Annotated in this window: 16 protein-coding genes; 7 read left to right on the forward strand and 9 right to left on the reverse strand. The window is 61.6% G+C overall.

Features of this window, described 5'->3' with window-relative positions; genetic code table 11:
- Nucleotides 1–14: 14 nt before the first annotated feature.
- Nucleotides 15–887 (forward strand): ferredoxin--NADP reductase, encoded by an 873-nt coding sequence (locus DWA01_RS06810; protein ID WP_114285116.1) that lies wholly within the window; start codon nt 15–17, stop codon nt 885–887.
- Between the two features lie 363 nt (nt 888–1,250).
- Here the strand turns inward: DWA01_RS06810 and DWA01_RS06815 are convergent, their stop codons facing one another.
- The gene (locus tag DWA01_RS06815) at nt 1,251–1,739 is read right to left on the reverse strand and encodes a hypothetical protein (RefSeq protein WP_114285095.1); all 489 of its coding nucleotides are present in this window, start codon (nt 1,737–1,739) and stop codon (nt 1,251–1,253) included.
- 247 nt (nt 1,740–1,986) lie between these two features.
- On the opposite strand from DWA01_RS06815, the gene infC reads away from it, so the two are divergent.
- Nucleotides 1,987–2,484 (forward strand): translation initiation factor IF-3, encoded by a 498-nt coding sequence (infC, locus tag DWA01_RS06820; RefSeq protein ID WP_473206060.1) that lies wholly within the window; start codon nt 1,987–1,989, stop codon nt 2,482–2,484.
- A 282-nt stretch (nt 2,485–2,766) separates the two neighbouring features.
- Here the strand turns inward: infC and DWA01_RS06825 are convergent, their stop codons facing one another.
- From DWA01_RS06825 to DWA01_RS06860, 8 genes are all read right to left on the reverse strand, one after another.
- Complete coding sequence (locus DWA01_RS06825) at nt 2,767–3,555, reverse strand: FAD binding domain-containing protein (RefSeq protein ID WP_114285097.1); 789 nt, start codon at nt 3,553–3,555, stop codon at nt 2,767–2,769.
- A 15-nt stretch (nt 3,556–3,570) separates the two neighbouring features.
- On the reverse strand, nt 3,571–5,934 hold the full coding sequence (locus tag DWA01_RS06830; RefSeq protein WP_114285098.1) for a xanthine dehydrogenase family protein molybdopterin-binding subunit: 2,364 nt from the start codon (nt 5,932–5,934) through the stop codon (nt 3,571–3,573).
- 98 nt (nt 5,935–6,032) lie between these two features.
- On the reverse strand, nt 6,033–6,518 hold the full coding sequence (locus DWA01_RS06835) for a (2Fe-2S)-binding protein (protein ID WP_114285099.1): 486 nt from the start codon (nt 6,516–6,518) through the stop codon (nt 6,033–6,035).
- A gap of 189 nt (nt 6,519–6,707) precedes the next feature.
- Nucleotides 6,708–7,709 carry a molybdopterin-binding protein gene (locus tag DWA01_RS06840; protein ID WP_114285100.1) on the reverse strand — a complete coding sequence of 334 codons (1,002 nt, stop codon included), beginning with the start codon at nt 7,707–7,709 and terminating at the stop codon, nt 6,708–6,710.
- Nucleotides 7,706–8,794, reverse strand: a complete 1,089-nt coding sequence (locus DWA01_RS06845) for an XdhC family protein (RefSeq protein WP_114285101.1) — start codon at nt 8,792–8,794, stop codon at nt 7,706–7,708. Before DWA01_RS06845 ends, DWA01_RS06840 begins: the two co-directional genes overlap by 4 nt.
- Nucleotides 8,795–9,245: 451 nt before the next feature.
- Nucleotides 9,246–9,746 (reverse strand): DUF1203 domain-containing protein, encoded by a 501-nt coding sequence (locus DWA01_RS06850; protein WP_114285102.1) that lies wholly within the window; start codon nt 9,744–9,746, stop codon nt 9,246–9,248.
- A 349-nt stretch (nt 9,747–10,095) separates the two neighbouring features.
- Nucleotides 10,096–11,349, reverse strand: a complete 1,254-nt coding sequence (locus DWA01_RS06855; protein WP_114285103.1) for a vWA domain-containing protein — start codon at nt 11,347–11,349, stop codon at nt 10,096–10,098.
- 409 nt (nt 11,350–11,758) lie between these two features.
- The gene (locus DWA01_RS06860; RefSeq protein WP_114285104.1) at nt 11,759–12,670 is read right to left on the reverse strand and encodes an AAA family ATPase; all 912 of its coding nucleotides are present in this window, start codon (nt 12,668–12,670) and stop codon (nt 11,759–11,761) included.
- A 331-nt stretch (nt 12,671–13,001) separates the two neighbouring features.
- Here DWA01_RS06860 and DWA01_RS06865 point away from each other — a divergent pair, with 331 nt between their 5' ends.
- The 5 genes from DWA01_RS06865 (at nt 13,002) to DWA01_RS06885 (ending at nt 18,530) form a co-directional block, all read left to right on the forward strand.
- Nucleotides 13,002–13,988 (forward strand): phosphoadenosine phosphosulfate reductase, encoded by a 987-nt coding sequence (locus DWA01_RS06865; protein WP_114285105.1) that lies wholly within the window; start codon nt 13,002–13,004, stop codon nt 13,986–13,988.
- Nucleotides 13,989–14,196: 208 nt separating this feature from the next.
- Nucleotides 14,197–14,535 (forward strand): hypothetical protein, encoded by a 339-nt coding sequence (locus DWA01_RS06870; protein WP_114285106.1) that lies wholly within the window; start codon nt 14,197–14,199, stop codon nt 14,533–14,535.
- A 387-nt stretch (nt 14,536–14,922) separates the two neighbouring features.
- Nucleotides 14,923–15,960 (forward strand): dihydroorotase, encoded by a 1,038-nt coding sequence (gene pyrC / locus DWA01_RS06875; protein ID WP_114285107.1) that lies wholly within the window; start codon nt 14,923–14,925, stop codon nt 15,958–15,960.
- Between the two features lie 127 nt (nt 15,961–16,087).
- Nucleotides 16,088–16,771 carry an orotate phosphoribosyltransferase gene (locus tag DWA01_RS06880; RefSeq protein ID WP_114285108.1) on the forward strand — a complete coding sequence of 228 codons (684 nt, stop codon included), beginning with the start codon at nt 16,088–16,090 and terminating at the stop codon, nt 16,769–16,771.
- Between the two features lie 256 nt (nt 16,772–17,027).
- A complete protein-coding gene (locus DWA01_RS06885) occupies nt 17,028–18,530 on the forward strand; it encodes a replicative DNA helicase (RefSeq protein ID WP_114285109.1) in 1,503 nt (500 codons plus the stop codon).
- Nucleotides 18,531–18,972 lie beyond the last annotated feature (442 nt).

Genomic DNA, 18,972 nt, shown 5'->3' on the forward strand with positions numbered 1-18,972 from the left:
GTGTCCGAAATGCGATGAACGAGCAAACCCAAGTGACCCAAGCCCAAGCAACCCCGGCCCAAGCAACCGCTGCCCCAACAACTGCAGCCAGCGAGACCCCGACCAAAGCCACCCCCACCCTGCCCAATGCGCAGACCATCACCAAGGTCACGCAGTGGACCGACCGTCTGTTTTCCTTCCGGGTGACGCGGCCGCAGTCGCTGCGCTTTCGCTCCGGTGAATTCGTGATGATCGGGCTGATGGGTGACAATGGCAAACCGCTGCTGCGCGCCTATTCCATCGCCTCACCCTCCTGGGATGACGAGTTGGAGTTCTATTCCATCATCGTGCAGGACGGTCCACTGACCTCCAAACTGCAGCATATCAAAGTGGGTGATCAGATCATCCTGCGCCCCAAACCCGTCGGCACCCTGGTGCATGACGCGATCCTGCCGGGCAAACGGCTGTGGCTGTTCGCCACCGGCACCGGTTTTGCGCCGTTCGCCTCGCTGCTGCGCGAGCCGGAGACCTGGGAAAACTATGACGAGGTGATCATCACCCACACCTGTCGTGAAGTCGGCGAACTGGCCTATGGCCGCGCGCTGGTGGAAAGCCTGGCAGCAGATCCGCTGATCGGTGAAATGGTTGGCGACAAAGTGAAATACTACCCGACCACCACCCGCGAAGAGAGCCCCAAAATGGGCCGCATCACCGATCTGATGCGTTCGGGCGAAGTCTTTGCCGATCTGGGCATTGATCCGATTGCACCGGAAACCGACCGCGCCATGGTCTGTGGCAACCTCGCGTTCAATCTGGAGATCAAAGAGCTGATGGAAGGCTATGGTCTGCGCGAAGGCGCCAATTCTTCGCCCAAAGAGTATGTCGTCGAAAAAGCCTTTGTCGACTGAGACACTGAGTAACTCTCCCTGACTTAGCGGCTCCTTTCCGGGGCCGCTTTTTTTTGTTGTCCCCGCGGTAGCCCTGGCCAGCCCTGGATGCGGCCCCGGCGCGACCAGAGACAGATGCACTGAGAGGAGCACGGGCCTGAACGCGCCCCTTGCACCAGTCAAAACACCGGCCCGCGCGCCGGCTGGTGCACGGCTCAGGGCACTGTCCGGACGCAGACGGCAATACCGGCCACGCACACAAACTCATCGCCCCACAATGGACGGCTCCCGCCCCTCTGAACCCCGCTGAAGCGGCGCCCTCAGAGTGTTGGGCCGCGCGCCGGGCAGAGCCCGGCGCGCGCCCGCCCGGGTGCAACGTCATCTTTATTGTGTGTCCGGGGAGGACAGGCTCTGTTTCAGCCCTTGTTTCAGGCGCAGGAACCCGCCTGCAGCGGATTCTTTTGCCACGCCGGCGGCTGCAGCAGCTTTTTCCACCGCCCCCGCAACCATGGCCCCGGTCGCCGCTGCGGCCTCTTTTGCACTGCCGCTGGCCGTGTCAGCGCCACTGTGCGCCGCCTCTACCACCTCTTCCGCGCCCCCATTCATCGCTTCTGCCGCATTATCCACAACATCACTCACAACGTTCCCCACCGTTTCAGCCCCCCCTTTCACCGCCGCCACCGCAGTTTCAACCGCGTTGTCCATGACGGTCTCCGCATTCTCAGGCGTCGCATCCTGAGCTGCCACCCCCACTTCGGACGGTTCTGTTGTGCCCTCGCCGGTACCGGAAGCTTCTTTTTCGTCGTCCTTACATGCGGCCAGGGTCAGTGCCATAACGGCGATCAGGGTGATTTTGGTGAATCGGCTGCTCATAGGTCAATCGTCCTCAATTTCCGGGTAAATTTGCCTTAATCCTATGGCGAATCCGCTCATGGTTAACAATATTAAAAGCACTGGCGGTAACAATATGGCCAGAACCGGGGAATCGGGCTATTAAGCGGTTGAATATTGACGCCAGCGGCCCTATTTTCCGCCACCAGATATCTGCAACCACATAAGGAACAGCGCCATAGCCCGCAGACCCCATAACGCCCCGCCGACCCGTGACACCGGACCCCGTATCAACGGTCGCATCAGGTCGCCTGAAATCCGCCTCATTGGCGCCGAGGGTGAAAACATCGGTGTTGTAACACCCGAACGTGGCCTGGCGCTGGCGGAACAAGCGGGTCTTGATCTGGTGGAAATTTCCCCCAATGCGGTTCCCCCCGTGGTCAAAATCATGGATTTCGGCAAGTTCAAATATGAACAGCAGAAACGTGAATCTGAAGCCCGCAAGAAGCAGAAGACCATCGAAATCAAGGAAGTCAAATTCCGTCCCAATACGGATACAAATGATTACGATGTGAAAATGCGCAACGTGTTCAAGTTCCTTGAAAATGGCGACAAGGTGAAAATCACCCTGCGTTTCCGTGGCCGTGAAATGGCGCACCAGGAGCTGGGTCGCAAGCTGCTGCTGCGGGTTGCAGAAGACATCAAGGAAACCGGCAAAGTCGAGAACATGCCGAAAATGGAAGGTCGTCAGATGATTATGATGATCGGTCCGCTTCAGGGCAAATAAGCCCGTTTCCAGCAAGATTTAAAGAACCCCCGGCTGCCTGGCAGTGCGGGGGTTTTTCTTTGACTGTCCGCAGCGGTGCCAGAGGCTGTGCCTGCCCCGGCACTCTATGGCTGCGATACGCTTTCCGTATTATGTGTCGCGCGAGATCGTGTGGTGATCCCGTGGCGGTGCCCGCGAAATTAAGCCTCTTGCGTACAGCTGTCCCGCCACAGCCACGGCCCGGGCCAAAAAAAAGCGCCGGAGATGCACCGGCGCATTTTATTTTGTTTTGTAACGCAAGCCTTAGCCGGCAGCCTGCACAGCGCGCCGCGTCATCACAGCCACCAGATGGGCGCGGTACTCAGCCGTGCCATGCAGGTCGCCAATCATGCCCGCCGCAGACATTGTCAGCCCGTCCAGCGCCGCAGCCGAAAAATCAGCCGACAGCGCTGCTTCGGCCTCAGCCCAGCGGAACACCCCTTCTTCAGACGCGCCGGTCACCGCCACCCGCACACCGCTGGCGTATTTGGCAACAAAGACACCAACCAGGGCAAACCGGGACGCCGGCTGTTCGAACTTCTGGTAGTTCGCCACCTCCGGCACCGCAAAGCGCACTTCGGTGATGATCTCACCCTCGTCCAGTGCGGTGGTGAACATGCCCTGGAAAAAATCATCTGCTGCGATTTCACGCGCGTTGGTGACGATAGTGGCACCGGAGCCAAGCGCGGCCGCCGGGTAACAGGCTGAAGGGTCATTGTTGGCCAGCGAGCCGCCAATGGTGCCGCGGTTGCGCACCGCCGGATCACCGATACCGCCCGCCAGTGCCGCCAGTGCCGGATAAGCCCCCGCACCGCCCGCCACCGCCGCATGGGTGCTGCCACCGCCAATGCAAAACTCGCCGGCACCATTTCTGCTGATACCGTTGATTGCATCAATGCCCGCCAGCGACACCAGCACGCCCGGCATTGCCAGCCGCTGTTTCAACGTCGGGATCAACGTCTGCCCGCCGCCCAGCGCCTGGGCATCCTCGCCCTTAAGCGCGGCCACCGCCTCTGCGATCGTTGCGGGCCGTTCTATTTCAAAACTATACATCCTCGTCCCTTTCGATCAGGAATTCATCGCCGACCACACCCTGGCGGGTGACAGTGGCATGTCGATATGGGTGACATCAAGGCCGGCGCGCTGCAGCGCGTCCACCACCGCGTTGACCACCGCCGGAGGCGATCCGATCGCGCCTGCCTCGCCGCAGCCTTTGACCCCGAGCGGGTTATGGGTGCACGGTGTCTGACAGGAATGATCGACCTGAAAAAACGGCAAATCGTCGGCCCGTGGCATGGCATAATCCATATAGGACCCGGTCAGCAACTGGCCATTGTCATCATAGACCGCGCCTTCCAGCAAAGCCTGACCGATGCCCTGGCCAATGCCGCCATGTACCTGGCCTTCCACGATCATCGGATTGATCACATTGCCAAAATCATCCGCCGCGGCAAAGCGTTCAATGGTGACGCGCCCGGTGTCCGGATCCACTTCGACCTCGCAGGAATAGGCGCCCGCCGGATAGGTAAAGTTCGTCGGGTCATAAAACGCGGTTTCTTCCAGCCCCGGCTCGATATCGTCCAGCGGGTAGTTATGCGGCACATAGGCAGCCAGGGTCACTTCGCCCCAGGCCACGGATTTATCGGTGCCGACAATGGAAAACTGCCCGTCTTTCAGCTCGATATCCGCGTCAGACGCTTCCAGCAAATGGGCCGCGATTTTCTTGGCCTTGGCGATGATCTTCTCGGTCGCCCGCACCATCGCCGATCCGCCCACAGCCAGGGAACGCGAACCATAGGTGCCCATGCCCATCGGCGCATTAGCCGTATCGCCATGCACGATCTCGATCATGTTCTCATCAATACCAATCATTTTGGCAATCACCTGAGGAAAGGCGGTTTCATGCCCCTGACCATGGCTGTGAGACCCGGTCATCACCACCAGGCCACCAGTGGCATTCACCCGCACCGTGGCGGATTCATAAAGCCCCGCACGGGCGCCGAGTTGCCCTACCAGGTTGGAAGGCGCAATGCCACAGGCCTCAATGTAACAATTGATCCCGAGACCCCGCAGCAGCCCCTTTTTGGCACTGGCGTCGCGCCGCGCTTCAAACCCGGCATGGTCCGAAATCTCCAGCAGCTTGTCCAGGGTGGCGTCATAATCGCCGGTATCATATTCCACTGCCACAGGCGTGGCATAGGGGAAGTCGTGGATGAAATTGCGCCGCCGCAGTTCAATGGGATCAAAGCCCATTTCGCGCGCCGCCTTGTCGATCACCCGCTCCAGCTGGAACGTGGCTTCAGGACGACCAGCCCCGCGATAAGCATCCACCGGCACCGTATTGGTGAACACCGCTTTCACATTCACATAGATCAGCGGTGTCTTGTAGTTGCCAGCCATCAGGATGCCATGCAGCCAGGTCGGCACCGCTGGCGCAAACGTGGACAGGTAAGCGCCCATATTGGCGTGGGTATCGGTGCGCACAGCGAGGAAATCACCCTCTTTGCTCAGCGCCAGTTCGATTTTGGTCACGTGATCGCGGCCATGCGCGTCGGAGATAAAGGCTTCCGAACGCGTTGAGGTCCATTTCACCGGACGTTTCAGCGCCTTGGCGGCAAAGGTACAAAACGCCTCTTCGGCATAGTGGAAAATCTTGGTGCCAAAACCACCGCCCACATCCGGGGCAACGACGCGCAGTTTATGTTCCGGAATGCCAAGCACAAACGCGCCCATCAACAGCCGGATAAGATGCGGGTTTTGCGAGGTGGTGTACAGCGTGCTGTCCCCGGTGCCGGGGGCAAAATCGCCAATGGCAACACGGGGCTCCATCGGGTTGGCCACCAGCCGGTTGTTCACCAGTTCAAGTGTGGTGACGTGATCAGCCGCTTTGATCGCCGCGTCCACCGCGTCGCGGTTGTCCTCAACAAACCCCCAGTCGTAACAGAGGTTGCCCGTCAGATCGTCATGGACCTTAGGTGAGCCTTCCGCCAGCGCCGCTTTCATATCGATTACGGCGGGCAGCTCTTCGATATCAAGCTCAATGGCCTCAGCGGCGTCTCGCGCCTGGTCTTCGGTTTCTGCAACCACGGCGGCAATCATATCGCCAACAAAGCGCACCTTGCCCTGGGCCAGCACCGGATGCCCAGGCTCCTGCATCACCTCACCATCGCGCGAAGTGATCTGCCAGCCGGTGGGAATGCCACCAACGCCTTCAAAATCCGCGCCGGTAAAGATGCGCAGCACGCCGGGCATCGCCGCAGCCGCAGTGGTTTCAACCGCCTTCAGGCGGCCATGGGCCACCTGGCTGCGCAGAAACACTACATGGGACTGGCGGTGCAAATCGATATCATCTGTGTAATTTCCGACGCCGGTCAGGAACCTGACGTCTTCGCGCCGTTTTGAACTGGCGCTGTGGCCAATGTCGTTGGGCATAATAAATCCTTCCCTGAAATTGCTGATTGCCCTGCGCCGGTTATAGTCCTGCGTCTGAAGATCGGGCCTCTGGCTGTGGCCGGAATGGCCGTCGCTGCCTATTCTGCAGCGATAGCGCCTGCGTCCTGTCCACTGGCCGCCAGAATGGATTTCACGATATTATGATACCCGGTACAGCGGCAGATATTGCCTTCCAGGTAATCGCGGATTTCCTGAGCGCTGGGTTTCGGGTTTTCTTTCAGCAATGCCGCTGCCGACATCACCATGCCCGGGGTGCAAAATCCGCACTGAAGCCCGTGGTGATCCTGAAACGCCTGCTGCAAGGTCGACAATGAGCCATCCGCATTGGCCATGCCTTCGATGGTGGTGACCTCTGCGCCATCCGCCTCAACGGCAAACATGGTGCAGGATTTGACTGCTTCGCCATTCACGTGGACCACACAGGCCCCGCACTGGCTGGTGTCACAGCCCACATGGGTGCCGGTCAGCCGCGCATCTTCGCGCAGAAGATCAACGAGCAACGTGCGCCCTTCGACCTGAGCCGTCACCTGGGTGCCGTTCACGGTAAGTGTAACGTCCGTCATAGGTTCCTCCTTGTGAGATATCATTGATGTAAGCACGCTCCAGGTGAGTTGAAAACCACCCAATTACGCATATGTGGCAAAATTATCCGGTTTTCGCCGGTCTTGTCTGCCTGTAACTCCCTGGCGCAGCGGGTAAATCCACGCCAGGAAGCCGGCTGCAACCCGCACGGGACCGGGCGGTCACAATCGTTATGCTTCGCGTGGATAGCCGCGCTGCGGACTTTCTTTTAACAGGCCGCCAACCCCCATCGCCGCGATGTCATCATCTGTTGGCGCCAGGCCGCAGACCACCCGTTCCAGCACCCAGTCCGCCCCGTTTAAGGCCGGCGCACGCACACAGCCCGGCAGCCCGATCACATCCCGCCCGGCGAGCTGGCCGAGAAACAACAGATTACCCGGGTCCACCGGCATGCCAAAGCGGGTCACTTCGCCCCCCGCCGCACGCAGCGCCGCCGGCGCCACGTCATTGGGATCAGACGTAGCCGAAGCGGTCAGCACCAGCACAAGTTCGCCCTCGGCCCGGGACATCTCGCCCGCAATCGCCTCAACCCGGTGATCACAGCGTACCGAGGCCGTGAGCGTGATACCCAGAGCCTGCAAGCGCGCCGCCACCGCCGCTTCGCCTTTGAGCGCCAGCACGTCATCGCGCGGCGACAGCCGGGTCTGGATCAGCGTCGCGTGGCGCATTTTTACCGGTGCCACCACCATAGCGTCGTGCAGTATGCTCGCGACCTGATGCACGGGCTCTGCCGCGACCCCGTAAGCAATGATTTTCACCGTCGCCACCAGCATACCGGCTGAAACCCGTTGAAACGCGGGCAATGTGGCCAGCGTGATCATCGGGTCCACCAGGTTGGCGGCGTGTAACCTGGCCACATCCAGCTGCAAAACCCCGGCGCAGGCGGCGTGGATATTGACGCGCCCGCGCGCCGCAGCGCCAATCACCAGCCCGGCCGCTTGTGCATCAGGCACCAGCGCCGCCGCAATCTGCGCCGCCGCCGGATCTTCGCCCAGATCGCCCGGTTCCAGCCGCGCCACAACCACAGTTTCATGCCCCGCAGCTTCAAGCTTTTCCAATTCCCTCGCGCCCAGCACCACGCCTTTGCGCAGCCGGCCGTCGCCGGAAAGATCGACGGAATGGGCGAGGATTGCGCCTTGGCTGAGACGGACAGTTTCTTCGCCAAACTTCATGACTGACGCAACCGCTGAGTGAGTTCCGCCAGGATTGCTATGGCGATTTCAGCCGGTGATTTTGCGCCGATATCCAGCCCCACAGGGCCGTGAATACGGCCGATATCCGCCGCCAGAAAACCGGCCTGCTCCAGGCGTTGCACCCGTTTGGCATGGGTGCGTTTAGAGCCGAGGCAGCCGAGATAAAACACCTCTGATCTTAAAGCGACCTCAATCGCAGGATCATCCAGTTTCGGATCATGGGTCAGTGTCACTACCGCGCTGCGCGCGTCCGCACCCCAGGCCGTGAGCGCCTCATCCGGCCAGTCGCTGATCACCGTTTCTCCGGGAAACCGGGCCGCCGCGGCAAAGCTGTCCCGCGGGTCAAATAACGTCACGTCATAACCAGCCAGCCGCGCCATCTGCAGCAGCGGCTGGGCAATATGCACCGCGCCGATGACCGCGAGGCGCAGCGGCGGATTGTGAATCGCGACAAAGGTCTCGCCATCCGCCTCGAACCCGGAACGGTCCTGGCGGAAGCGGTCTTCATACTGCCCGCGCCCGGCCAGGTGCCGCCCCTGCGGGCCGACGACCTCGGCCACTGCGCGTCGCGTCGCACGTGCGGCCACCAGTTCACTCAGATGCGCCTCGGATATTTCGCTGCCCACCGGATCCAGCCGCACCCGGATGCGGCCACCACAGGCGAGCCCTACCGCAAAGGCGTCTTCATCGCTGACACCAAACTCCAGCAGCCGCGCTTTGCCGTCCGCCAGCGCCTCAGCCGCCTCCATCACCACAGCACCTTCAACACAGCCGCCGGAAACCGAGCCCTGCATGTCGCCCGTGCCCGAGATCACCAGCTGGCTGCCCACCGGGCGCGGCGCTGAGCCCCAGGTTTCCACCACGGTCGCCAGCACCGCGCCCAGGCCCTGACGGTGCCAGTCCAGCGCGATCTCCGGGATCTGCTCAAATCCGGCTGTGGTCCCGGCGGCAGCCAAACCGGTGGGTTGGGAAACTGCCAGACGCTCAGGCCGGGCGTCAGACCGCGTTTCTCTTGCGGCGTCAGGCTGGGATTCGGGCGGGGCCTCTGGCGTGAATTTGGGCATAATATCCTCCGGTTGCGCTCAATATGGGCCGCCACCGCCGTCCCGCCAAGCCCCAAGACGCCTCCGGGCCGCAACATTTCACAAACCGACAAAAAAAGACGCCGCAGATTCAGGGAAAAATCTGCAGCGCCAGGTAATGTCTTCGCCACGCACAACAGCGAACACAAGAGAACGCGGAAGGTAAAGCGGCGCCCCGCTTTGCTTTCCGTAACTATGTGATGCCCTGGTTTGCAGCGTGCCAACTTGATACAGGTCAAACCCCTGTCACTAATTTTGGAATTTTTCGCATTTTGTGCCGGGGCTTCTGCGCTCAGGCGGGATCAGGGGCTTCATTTCCCCATCCCCTGTTGCGCCCGCGCTGCGTCACCGGGCCCCGCTGCGCCCTTTGCGGCGCACCGTCCTGCATCACCGCACTCCACTACGCCCCGTCAGGGTCCCCGTCCTGCGCCCGTCAGGCCCAACCGGGGCCCGCTGCATCCCGCCACGCGCGGGTGGCAAAACAATTGTTGCGTGCGGAGCGGATGTCGACAAATTCCACGCCCGGACGCGCCAGCAATGCGGCGACATAGCGGTCCAGCTCTGCGACCGGTGTGATCCGCCCGGTGCCATACACAATGCGGTAATCGCTGCTGTAGGCCTTGACCAGATACTCGGGTGAACTTGTCAGCACTGGTGGAACGCCGGGCTGCCCCCAGGGCGTGCAATGCTCAGCACACAGGAAAATCGGCCCGGTTTCGGCATAGGGCTGTTTTTCCGGGAACGGGCACGCCGCCAGGATCAGCATCTCCGCCCCTGCGGGGATCATCTGCAGACAGCTGCGACAAGGATTGCCGTCCCCATCAGACACCGCGTGTTCAGCTGGCAATCCGTAAGCGTCTTCCCTGCCTTCGCGCACACGGGCAACAAAAGCGGCATTGTAGGCGGTATAAAGCGGGGTGAAATTGGTGGTCATGCTCAAGCTCCAATGGCGTCATCTCCGGCTCACACTGCCGCCATGCCACCACCAATGCGACCCGGATCCTGCGCATTAACATCAACTGCAGCACAAGTCCGTATCCGCAAGTGCAGCACCAGTCAGTATCAACAAATGCAGCACCGGTCCGCTTGTTGCCAGCGCAGGTAATCAGCCGCCCGCGATGTCCGCCGCCCTGTCAGCCTGTGGCCCATGCTGCCAACCAAGAGGCCCGATCATGCGCCCCGGTCAGCCCACTCTGTCAGCCCACTGGCCGGCTTGCCCGATCAACCTGCCTGATCAGCCCGCACCTCCAGGCAGCATCAGCCCGCACCATCACCCGGCTGAGTCAGCCCGCGCGCAACATCGCCAGCAGGCGCGCTTTTTCACCGCCATCCTCCGGGCGGCCCAGAGCAGCGCCCAGCGCCTCCAGCGAACTGATGTTATGCCCGGCACGAAAGCTGTCCACATGGGGCAGCAACGCCCGGATGCCGCCCGCTTCCGGCGCAAACCCCTGCCAGCGCAGCAGCGGGTTCAGCCAGATCAACCGTTTGCACGACAGCTGCAGCCGCTGCGCTTCGCGCTTCAGAACCGCGGTCTCCTGCCGCTCCAGCCCGTCAGTAACCAGCAGCACCACCGCACCCGAGCCCAGCACCCGGCGCGACCAGTCCCGGTTGAACTGCGCCAGACAGGCGCCGATGCGGGTGCCACCCTGCCAGTCCCGGGCGCCATGACCTATATCTGCCAGCGCCGCATCCGCATCCCGCTGGCGCAACAAGCGGGTGATATTGGTCAGCTCGGTGCCAAAGGTGAACCCGTGCACCGAGGCCCAGCCCTGGCCTTTGTGATTGCAGACCGCATGCAGGAACAACAGCACCGCCCGGCTGTAGGCGGACATCGAGCCGGAAATATCACAGAGCACCACCAGGTTGGGCCAGCGCCGGCGCGGTTTATAATGGTGCAGACGGGTGATCTCACCGCCCTGACGCAGCGCCGCACGCAGGGTGGCCCGCGCGTCAAGCCGCCCGTAATGCGTGCTCTGGTGGCGCCGGGTCAGGAGCGGTGGCACCGACAGGTTCAGCCGCGCCAGCATTTTCTGCGCCTGGCGTACTTCCTCAGGGCTCATCTGCTCAAAATCCAGCGACTTCAGACGCTGCTCGGCGGACATGCTCAGCGTCGCATCGGCCTCGACTTTGGTCTCACCGCTGTCCGGCAATTCCGGCGCCGGGCGCTCCACCCCGTCCAGCAACGCTGCAGCGGCGCGTTTTTCCGCAGGTTTTACTGCGCGTTCCGCCGCCGCCCCCCGCATCGAGGGCAAAAGCATCGCCATCATATGTTCGAGATACTGCGGATCGCGCCAGAACAGGCGGAACACCTGGTGAAACACCTCACGCTGCTCCGGCCGGGTGATGAAACAGGCCTGCAACGCGTGGTAAAAATCGCCGCGCTCGCCAATGCCGGTGACGGCAATGGCGCGGCAGGCCTCAATCACCCGACCCGGCCCCACGGGCAGGCCAGCCGCCCGCAAGGCGCGGCCAAAATGGGCGATGTTCTCCGCCAGTTTACCGTCCTGCGGCAAGTCCAGATCGCTCAGATCAGCCATGCGCCACTCTCCTGCATGTTGTCGTCATACGCCCTAAAGTCTTCCGTATAACTGTCACCAATGACCCCCGATTATCCGTCACCCGCTCTAACTGTCATCCCCACTGCCCCAAATCCGCCCGCCGTCTGGATGTCGCGGCACGCTTTGCGCTGTGCCCGGTCACGCCAGTCCTGTGAGCCTGGCAACCAGCCCGCCAGGTGCTGCGGGTGCTGCGGGTGCAGCGCAATCCAGCCATCGCCGTATCAGCGGTCTGGTAACAGCAGCCCAGTACGCCAGCTCTGCACGCCAGCCCTGTATCAGCGGACCTCACGTGTCTGCGCCCCGCTCCAGCACCTTTTCTTTAAACCCGACGCCTGATCCCGTGACGGCAAGCGCACAAACGGAGCGGACAGCCACACCGGCAACGGTGTCACTCCGCCCCGCTGAGCGCCTGCCTGGTTTCCTCCAGCAAGCGCGCCACCTCACCGCCCTGCATGCGGGCGATATCATCCTGATATTTCAGGATCGCGCCAATGGTGTCGGCAATCACCTCGGGCGACAGCGACACCGTATCCAGCGCCAGCAGGCATTTCGCCCAGTCAATGGTTTCCGCCACGCCGGGCCGCTTGAACAGATCCTCTGTCCGCAAACGCTGCACAAACGCCACCACTTCGCGCGACAGCGCCTCACTGACGCCAGGAGCGCGCGCGCGCAACACTTCCATCTCGCGCTCAAAGCCGGGGAATTCCACCCAATGATACAGGCAACGCCGTTTCAGCGCGTCATGCACCTCGCGTGTCCGGTTGGAGGTCAGGATCACAATCGGCGGCTCCGGCGCGATCACCGTGCCCAGCTCAGGAATGCTCAGCTGAAACTCACTCAGCGCCTCCAGCAGAAAGGCTTCAAACGGCTCGTCGGTGCGGTCCAGCTCATCAATCAGCAACACCGGAGCCCCGCCCGGCTGTGGCCGCATCGCCGCCAGCAGGGGCCGCTCAATCAGAAACTCTTCGCTGAACAGCTCCGCGTTCAGAGCCGCGCGGTCGCTGGTGCCACTGGCCTCGGCAGTGCGGATCGCCACCATCTGCTGGGCAAAATTCCATTCATAGACCGCCGTGGACGCGTCCAGCCCCTCATAACATTGCAGCCGGATCAGCCGCCGGCCCAGCGCCGCCGCGATCGCCTTGGCGATCTCAGTTTTGCCCACACCGGCTTCGCCTTCAAGCATCAGGGGCCGCCCCAGCGTCAGCGCCAGATAGACAACTGTCGCCAGCGGCCGGTCACAAATATAATGCTGCGATGCCAGCATCTTCTGCACAGCCAAGATTGATCCGGGTTTTTCCACAGGCGTCTCCTTTACACAGGATCCTGCACGCGCCCCGCGCCCCGTCAAGCCCGCGCTCCCCGGGAACACGATTCGAACGGCGTTTTCGTCGGGTCACACTCTGTTAACGACGATGGCCGGAAATTTCATATTATCCTGCAAATTACCGCAACAGAGGCAACAATATGGGGCATTAGCAGGGAATTGTCGCGGATTTCGCAACTATACTCCCGACGGCCGACGCATTTACCTTTATTCCGCCCAAAATCAACCCCAGAGATGCGCGATTGTCATTACATTAGAGAAACACTTGACTGATACTCTAGCGCGACCCGGCAAGGAGACGCCCGACGTGAATGATACGAGCACTGACGACAACGACCTGATCGAACTGACCCGGGACGAGTGGCTGGACATGCTGCGCGTGACCGGAGACAAACAGGGCCATTTCAAAACCCTCGGCCGTGCTCATTCCGCCATTCTGTCCAATGAAGGCACCTCGCTGCTGGTCAGCTTTGAAAACGCCGATACCATTCTGGAAAAAAGCGAAGACGGTATGCCGATGGGCATGTCGCTGGCCGAAAGCCACGGCTGGTCTCAGTTGACGCTGCTCAGCCATGACCGCAGCTGGTTCCGCGACCAGGCCGTCTACGATTATTTTGACCGGCTGGTGGATGACGGGTTTTTTGATGATTACGATGAGGTGGTGTTTTTCGGGGCCGGCAGTTGCGGATATGCGGCGGCGGCCTTCTCAGTAACTGCGCCCGGTGCCTCGGTGCTGGCGCTCTCCCCCCAGGCCACGCTGGCACCGGAACATGCCAGCTGGGACCCGCGCTTCATCGCTCAGCGCCGCCAGGATTTCAGTTCGCGCTACGGCTATGCGCCGGATATGTGCGACGCGGCCAAAGAGGTGTTTCTGATTTATGACCCGCTTGTTGAACAGGACGCGATGCATGCGGCCCTGTTCAGCGGCGCCAATGTTACGCGCCTGCACGCGTGCCATCTTGGCGCGAATCCCGAGTTTGCGCTGGAAAACCTGGGCATCCTGGACAACCTGATTGAAGCCCTGATGGAAGGGCAGCTTACTCAGCCACTGTTTTCACGTCTGTTCCGGGCCCGGCACCAGAACCGGGACTGGCTGTTGCAGTTTCTCAAACACCTGCAGCGCCAGAAGCAGCCCTATCGTATCGCCCGTCTCTGCCAGCATGTTTTGAGCACCAGGAACTGGCCCCAGTTCCGCAGAGCGCTGGCCGCCGCATCGCAGAGCCTGGAAAAACATGGGATTGCTTCTCCGGCGCCCAAACAGACGTCGACCGACACGGACGCCGCCGCCAGTTGATTGCACCGCGCCGTTATCAATGCCGTTGCCGCCCCTTATCAAAGCCGTTGCCGGGCTGGCATCGGAGCTGATGTCCGGGCCGCATCGGGCATTCCCCGCTGTTGTGCACCCTCATTCACCACCCGCCTCAACACCATTCAAGTAATTTTGTGAAAATTTTAACCGAATCCACCTGAATATAGCGGCAGCACACAGTCAGGAGCCCGCCATGTTTATGACCCGATCCCCCATTGACGAACTTGCCCGTATCCGCGCCGAAATGGGCGAGTTGCGCGCCCGCGAAGCTGCACTTGAGATTGAATTCCTCGAAAATTACGGCCCGGGCAAACACAGCGGTTTTTCCTGGGAACTTTATGTCGAGAAAACCGCGCATCAGATCTTTGATATTTCCATGCTGCCCGACGCGGTGCTGAATGATCCGAAATATTACTCAAGCCGAAACTCCACCCGGATCCGCCTTGAACCCCGGCATGACACGCCGCTGGTGCTGACCCGCGACAGACCCGGCACCCGAGGCATTCAACTGGCAGACAACAACCGGCCCTGATGCCCGGTCGCCCTTCTGGAAATCAGTCAGCGGCGTAGCAACCATATTGATCCTGCCACCGCACCCCGCGCCGCAAACAAGTCAGCGTCCCCGGCCCGCAGCCTGTGGCCCGCAAAACTTGGCCCGCAGCCCGTGGCCCGCAGAACCTGGCCCGAAAAACCTGGCATCAGCTGCGTCGCCACCGAACGCCGCCAACCACTGCCAAAGTCGCTGACGTCCGGGCAGTGGGCGCGTGGGCAGCGGCCCTGCGCGCCGCTTGCAGTTCACAGCCCCCGCCCCGGGGGCAGCGGGCAACAGAGGCGCACAGCGCGCCGCTGCTAAAAATCGCCCGGTCGCGCTGTCCGCCTATAGCCTCCCGCACCGCATTCGTGTTATCGCAGCCCCGATATGACCCAGATCCTGACGCTTCGCCGCCCCGATGACTGGCACCTGCATCTGCGCGATGGCGCAATGCTGGCCGCCGTATTGCCCGAAACCACGCGCCATTTTGGCCGTGCGATCATCATGCCCAACCTGGTGCCTCCGGTGGTGACCAGCGCCCAGGCTGCCGCCTATCGCGCGCGCATCCTGGCCGCAGGTGACGGCCGTTTTGAGCCCTTGATGACGCTTTACCTCACCGAGGAGAGCGATCCCGAAGACATCGCTGCCGCCCACGCGAGCGGCCTCATCACAGCGGTGAAACTTTACCCCGCCGGCGCCACCACCAATTCCAGTTCAGGTGTTGCCAATTTTGACAACGTTCGGGCCTGTCTGGAAAAAATGGCTGAAATCGGCCTGCCGCTCTGTGTGCATGGTGAAGTTGTAGACGCCGATGTGGACATTTTTGACCGCGAAGCTGTCTTCATCGACCGGGTACTGGACCCGATCCGCCGTGCCACGCCGGGCCTGCGGGTGGTGATGGAACATATCACCACCTCTGACGGGGTGGACTATGTCAAATCCTCTGACAGCGGAGACCTGGGCGCCACCATCACCACCCATCACCTGGTGATCAACCGCAACCACATCCTCGTGGGCGGCATCAAACCGCATTATTATTGCCTGCCGGTGGCCAAACGCGAATCCCACCGCCTCGCCCTGCGCGTGGCCGCCACCTCGGGGGATGCGCGTTTCTTCCTCGGCACTGATTCCGCGCCCCATACCGACCCGAACAAAGAAAGCGCCTGCGGCTGCGCTGGCTGTTTCACCGCCACCAACACCATGTCGATCCTTGCGGAAGTGTTTGAACAGGACGGCGCGCTGGAGCGGCTGGAAGCCTTCACCTCGCGGAACGGCCCGGCCTTTTACCGCCTGCCGGTGAATGAGGACAGCATCACCCTGAGCCGCGGCGAGGCGGTGATTTATCCGGACAAAATTGAGACTGAAGACGGTGCCGTCACCGTTTTTGACCCTGGATTTCCGCTGCACTGGCGCGTCAGCAACTGAGCGCCACCATATTTCGGATATCCTGGCCAGCGGCAAAAACAGAGTGCCTCCGGCGGGGATATTTAAACCAAAAAGAAACCCATGCCCCGGGGCTGTAACCGGGGGCGCTCAGACCAGGAACTGACATATGATCCCCTCCGCCTATCCGACCAAAGAAGAGATCGCCCGCCTGAGTGCGCGCATGCTGCTGGAAATCAAAGCGGTGGATTTCAACACAGAAACCCCGTTCAAACTGGCCTCCGGCCTGCTTTCGCCGTCCTATGTGGATTGCCGCAAGCTGATCAGCTACCCCCGCATCCGCGCCACGCTGATGGATTTCCTCACCATCACCGTGATGCGCAACGCCGGGTTTGAAGCTTTTGACAATATCGCCGGTGGCGAAACCGCCGGCATCCCCTTTGCCGCCCTGGTCGCCGAGCGCATGGCGCTGCCAATGACCTATGTGCGTAAAAAACCCAAAGGGTATGGGCGCAACGCCCGCATTGAGGGTGTGATGACCGAGGGCCAGCGCGTGCTGCTGGTGGAAGATCTGACCACCGACGGCGGCTCCAAAATCTCCTTTGTGGATGCGATCCGCGACACCGGCGCCAGCTGCGGCCACACTGCGGTGATCTTTTATTACGACATCTTTCCGGAAACCGAAAAAACACTGGGCGATCATGGGGTGCAGCTGCACAGTCTCTGCACCTGGTGGGACGTGCTGGCTGAGGCCCGCGCCCAGGGCAGCTTTGATGCCGCCACGCTCGATGAGGTCGAAAGCTTCCTGAAAGCGCCACGCGCCTGGCAGGACGCCCGTAAAGCCGCTGATTAAACGCCGGGCGCGGCAGGAATGACACAGCGGCGGCGGGCTTTTGCCGGTCCGCCGCTGTTTCTCCACCGCGCCGCGCCCTCACCCTACTAAATATTGACGCAAACACCCCAATCTATCAACATAGGGTAGAATTGGGTTATACATGTCTTATCCACAGAACTATACAATTTGCCGGGCGGCGCCAGGTTTTCTATCACAGAGCCCAGCACCAGCACTGCCACCCAGGGTCCCCCCGAGGACACCCCCGAGGAAACTGATGAACGAGATCGCACCACTGCAACCGCCCGCCCTGCCGATGGGCGAAGACGCCGGCCCCACCCTGCCTCACTCGATTGAGGCAGAGCAGCAATTGCTCGGCGCGGTGCTGACCAACAATGACATCTATGACCGGGTTGCCTCGATCATCCAGCCGGAGCATTTTTATGACCCGGTACATGCGCGCATCTATGAGGCCGCTGCTGCCAAGATTGCCAAGAATATGCTGGCGTCGCCGGTGACTTTGAAAGCCTATCTTGAGGATGACGAAGGTCTGCAGGAACTGGGTGGTGCCAGTTATCTGGCACGCCTCGCCGGGGCGGCGATTTCCTCTTTTGCGGTGCGCGACTACGCCCAGATGATCTATGATTTTGCCATCAGACGCGAATTGATCGCGCTTGGCCATGAGATCGCCGGCAAAGCGATGAAGCTCGACCTGGATGACGAGCCCGTTGAGCAGATCGTTGCTGCCGAACAGTCCCTTTATAAACTCGGCGAAGCCGGCAAAGCCGACAGCGGTTTCCAGTCCTTTCTGAAAGCGGTGACCACCGCGGTGAACGCCGCCAATGCCGCCTATCAGCGCGGCGGCGATATTTCCGGCATCTCAACCGGGCTGATAGATCTGGACAAAAAACTGGGCGGCTTGCACCCGTCCGACCTGATCATCCTCGCCGGCCGGCCGTCGATGGGGAAAACTTCGCTCGCCACCAACATCGCCTATAACGTCGCCAAAGTGTATAAAAAGGGCACCAAGCCTGACGGCTCCGAGGGCGCGATTGAGGGCGGCATTGTCGGTTTCTATTCCCTCGAGATGAGCGCCGATCAGCTGGCGGCGCGGATCCTGTCTGAGGCTTCGGAAGTGCCCTCAACCCAGATCCGCAAAGGCGACATGACCGAGGGCGAGTTCCGCCGTTTTGTCGAAGCGGCCAAATCGCTGGAGGCCTGTCCGCTGTATATCGACGATACACCGGCACTGCCAATCTCGCAGCTTTCGGCGCGGGCGCGGCGGCTGAAACGTTCGGTCGGGCTTGACCTGCTGGTGGTGGACTATCTGCAGCTGGTACGCGGCACCGGCAAAAATGAAAACCGGGTGAACGAGATTTCCGAGATCACCATGGGGCTGAAGGCCATCGCCAAGGAATTGCATATTCCGGTGATCGCCCTGTCGCAGCTTTCGCGCCAGGTGGAAAACCGCGAAGACAAACGGCCACAGCTGTCGGATCTGCGTGAATCCGGCTCGATCGAGCAGGATGCCGATGTGGTGATGTTCGTGTATCGCGAAGAATATTACAAAGAACGCGAAAAACCCGGCGATCACGAGACCGACAAAATGGCGATCTGGCAGGAAGAAATGGACCGGCTGCACGGCCGCGCCGAAGTGGTGCTGGGCAAACAACGTCACGGGCCGATCGGCACCGTGGATCTGTCCTTTGAGGGCAAGTTCACCCGCTTTGGCAACCTGGCGCCCGGATATCTGGCCCCGGAGCGCGAAGAGCAGTACTGAGCCCGGCCCCCGTGCCGCGGCGCCGTTCCCGGCGCGCGCCGCAAGCATACAGCCGATCAGAAATGCGCGCGGGCGACCCAATGGTGCTGTGGCGCGGGCATATCGCAAGGCCCCTGCCCGGTGCACAACCGACAGCACAGAATCGCCAGCCACCGGCCGCCCGGTGGCTCCGCAGGCTGCCCGGCCGGACAGGCTCTGGCCAGGCGCCGGTCCGCAACCTTCTCACCGCCCCGCCGCCAACCACATCGCCGGCCCGCGAGCAAAAACTCCCGCCCGTCGCGCTGCCGCTGGCGCCCGTTGGGCCGCGCGCCGCTGACGCGGCGCAACAGGGGCGCGTGCCGCCCCGGCGCTTGGCTCCGGAGTGTCAACTCTGCGCCCCGCGACTGCGCTCCAACAGCGCGCGCCGCCCCGACCGGCTGCCTTGCACCACAATAAAGCGCGC

This window comes from Candidatus Halocynthiibacter alkanivorans (assembly GCF_003333265.1).
GTDB lineage: Bacteria > Pseudomonadota > Alphaproteobacteria > Rhodobacterales > Rhodobacteraceae > Halocyntiibacter_A > Halocyntiibacter_A alkanivorans.